The organism is Aeromicrobium sp. (assembly GCF_050700635.1).
In the GTDB taxonomy this organism is placed as follows: Bacteria; Actinomycetota; Actinomycetes; order Propionibacteriales; family Nocardioidaceae; genus Aeromicrobium.
Genome location: NZ_JBOHDT010000127.1, coordinates 1 through 3,442, shown reverse-complemented (window position 1 = coordinate 3,442; position 3,442 = coordinate 1). Strand labels below are relative to the sequence as shown.

Annotated in this window: 2 protein-coding genes and 1 pseudogene; all 3 read left to right on the top strand. The window is 69.7% G+C overall.

Features of this window, described 5'->3' with window-relative positions; genetic code table 11:
* Positions 1 to 411: pseudogene (locus ACRDPN_RS10155) on the top strand (dihydroorotase); the annotation flags it as partial.
* On the top strand, positions 408 to 1,535 hold the full coding sequence (gene carA, locus ACRDPN_RS10150; protein WP_431447331.1) for a glutamine-hydrolyzing carbamoyl-phosphate synthase small subunit: 1,128 nt from the start codon (positions 408 to 410) through the stop codon (positions 1,533 to 1,535). The pseudogene ACRDPN_RS10155 and the gene carA, both read left to right, overlap by 4 nt.
* The coding region (gene carB / locus ACRDPN_RS10145; RefSeq protein ID WP_431447330.1) for a carbamoyl-phosphate synthase large subunit at positions 1,528 to 3,442 on the top strand (1,915 nt) is incomplete at its 3' end. The genes carA and carB, both read left to right, overlap by 8 nt.

Below are 3,442 nucleotides of genomic sequence, written 5' to 3'. Positions count from 1 at the left end.
ATCGACGTCGTGGCCACCGACCACGCGCCGCACCCGATGGAGGACAAGGAGTGCGAGTGGTCGGCGGCGGCGTTCGGCATGCTCGGGCTCGAGACGGCGCTCTCGGTCGTGCAGCAGACCATGATCGATCCCGGCCTGCTCACCTGGGCCGGGGTGGCCGAGCGGATGTCATCGCGTCCGGCCGAGATCGGCCGGGTGGCCGGACAGGGACGGCCGATCGCGGTTGGCGAGCCCGCCAACCTCGTGCTCCTCGACCCGAGCGCGACGCGCCTCATCGATGCCGCCGACGTGGCCTCGCTGTCCCGCAACACGCCGTACGCGGGCCGCACCGTGCCCGGACGTGTCAGGGCCACGTTCCTGCGCGGCCGCGCGACCGTGTTCGACGGCGCCCTGCAGGGAGTGATGGCATGACGGCCCTGCTCGTGCTCGAGGACGGACGCACGTTCCAGGGGGAGGCGTACGGTGCCGTCGGCACCGCGATCGCGGAGGTCGTCTTCGCCACCGGCATGACCGGCTACCAGGAGACCCTCACCGACCCGTCGTACCGCGGGCAGATCGTGGTCATGACCGCCCCGCACGTCGGCAACACCGGCGCCAACGACGAGGACTTCGAGTCGCGCCGGGTCTGGGTCGACGGCTATGTCGTGCGCGACCCGGCCCGCGTCTCCAGCAACTGGCGGTCGCAGCGCTCGCTCGACGACCTCCTCGTCGAGCAGGGCGTCGTGGGCATCAGCGGCATCGACACCCGCGCTTTGACCCGGCACCTGCGCGAGCGCGGCTCGATGCGGGCGGCCGTCAGCTCGGAGACGTCGGACGTCGACGAGCTGCTGTCCCGGGTCAACGCGGCACCGGAGATGGTCGGCTCCAACTTCCTCGCCGACGTCACGACGAGCGAGACGTACGTCGTCCCGGCGATCGGCGAGAAGCGGTTCACCGTGGCGGCGATCGACCTGGGCATCAAGGGCATGACGCCGCGTCGGATGGCCGAGCGCGGCATCGAGGTCCACGTCATGCCCGCCACGGCAACCCTCGACGACGTGCTGGCGGTGCAACCGGACGGCGTGTTCATGTCCAACGGGCCGGGCGACCCGGCCACGGCCGACCACGCCGTCGAGGTGCTGCAGGGCGTGCTCGGTCGCAAGATCCCTTACTTCGGGATCTGCCTCGGCAACCAGGTCTTCGGCCGGGCGCTCGGCCGCGGTACGTACAAGCTCGTCTACGGGCACCGTGGCATCAACCAGCCCGTTCAGGACCGCACCACCGGGAAGGTCGAGATCACCGCACACAACCACGGATTCGCGGTCGACGCGCCGATCGAGGCCACGTTCGACACGCCGTTCGGACCGGCACGAGTGACGCACGTCTGCCTCAACGACGACGTCGTCGAAGGACTGGCACTGCTGGAGCAGCCGGCCTTCAGCGTCCAGTACCACCCCGAGGCCGCAGCCGGTCCGCACGACGCCGCCTACCTGTTCGACCGCTTCACGGACCTCATGGTTTCGACAGGCTCAACCAGCGGGGTGGGGAATGCCTAGGCGTGAGGACATTTCCTCGATCCTCGTGATCGGCTCCGGGCCGATCGTCATCGGCCAGGCCTGCGAGTTCGACTACTCCGGCACCCAGGCGTGCCGCGTGCTGCGCGACGAGGGCATCCGCGTGGTGCTGGCCAACTCCAACCCGGCGACGATCATGACCGACCCCGAGTTCGCCGACGCCACCTACGTCGAGCCGATCACGCCGGAGTTCGTCGAGAAGGTCATCGCCAAGGAGCGTCCGGACGCCCTGCTGGCGACGCTCGGTGGCCAGACGGCGCTCAACACGGCCATCCGCCTGGCCGAGGACGGCGTGCTCGAGCGGTACGGCGTCGAGCTGATCGGGGCCTCCATCGACGCGATCGAGAAGGGCGAGAACCGCGAGTCGTTCAAGACCGTCGTCGAGAGCCTGCCGACCGCGTGGGGTGCCGAGGTCGCCCATTCGGTCATCTGCCACTCGATGGACGACTGTCTCGCGGCCGTGAAGGACCTCGGCTACCCGGTGGTCGTGCGACCGTCGTTCACCATGGGCGGCTCGGGCAGCGGGCTCGCCTACGACGAGGACGACCTGAACCGCATCGCCGGGTCGGGCCTCGCGCTCAGCCCCACCACCGAAGTGCTCCTGGAGGAGTCGATCCTCGGCTGGAAGGAGTACGAGCTCGAAGTCATGCGCGACACCGCCGACAACGTCGTGATCGTCTGCTCGATCGAGAACCTCGACCCGATGGGCGTCCACACGGGCGACTCTGTGACCGTGGCGCCGCAGATGACGCTCTCGGACGAGGCGTACCAGGAGCTCCGAGACGCCGCGGCGGCAATCGTCCGCGCCGTCGGAGTCGAGACGGGAGGTGCGAACATCCAGTTCGCGCGGGACCGGGAGACCGGCGCGCTGCGCGTGATCGAGATGAACCCCCGCGTGTCCCGCTCCTCCGCCCTCGCGTCAAAGGCGACGGGCTACCCGATCGCAAAGGTTGCCGCGAAGCTCGCAGCCGGCTACACGCTGGACGAGATCCCGAACGACCTGACCGGGACGACGCCGGCGAGCTTCGAGCCCACGCTCGACTACGTGGTCGTCAAGTTCCCGCGCTTCTCGTTCGAGAAGTTCCCCGGCGCGGAGCGGACGCTCGGGACTCAGATGAAGTCGGTCGGCGAGGCGATGGGGATCGGCCGCTCGTTCAGCGAGGCGTTCTTGAAGGCACAGCGGGCGCGCGAGCTCGACGACGGGTGGGAGCCGCGCAACCTCCACCCGTGGTTCGAAGGGGAGCTCGAGGCGGCGCGAGGGACTTTGTCTTGCGTCATCTCGGTCGACTCGCTCGTTTCGGACGACTGGAACCGACTGAAGAGAGCGGGGTGGTCGGACGCGGCGATCGCCGCGCAGTGCAACACAAGCGAGGAGCTCGTGCGGGCGAAGCGGCGGGAGTGGGGCGTCCGACCGGCCTACCGCCGGGTCGACTCGTGCGCCGGCGAGGTCGAGGCGGCGTCTACGTACTACTACTCGACCTGGGGCGAGGCCGATGAAGCGCCGCCGCCCTCGGGGCGGAGCGTCGTCATCCTCGGCTCCGGCCCGAACCGAATCGGCCAGGGGATCGAGTTCGACTATTGCTGCGTGCACGCCGCGATGACCGTGCGCGAGTCCGGCCGCGACGCGGTGATGGTCAACTGCAACCCGGAGACGGTCTCGACCGACTACGACACCTCCGACCGGCTGTACTTCGAGCCGCTCACGCTCGAGGACGTGCTGGCGATCGTCGAGGTCGAGCAGCCGGAGGGCGTGATCGTCCAGTTCGGCGGCCAGACGCCCCTGAAGCTGGCGGCCGGCCTGGAGGCCGCGGGCGTGACGCTGCTCGGCACCCAGCCCGAGGCGATCGACCTGGCGGAGGACCGCGGGCGCTTCGGCCGCCTGCTGGGGG

Coding starts and splice junctions, on each gene's coding strand:
- carA (WP_431447331.1), top strand. CDS start 408: ATGACGGCCCTGCTCGTGCTCGAGGACGGACGCACGTTCCAGGGGGAG.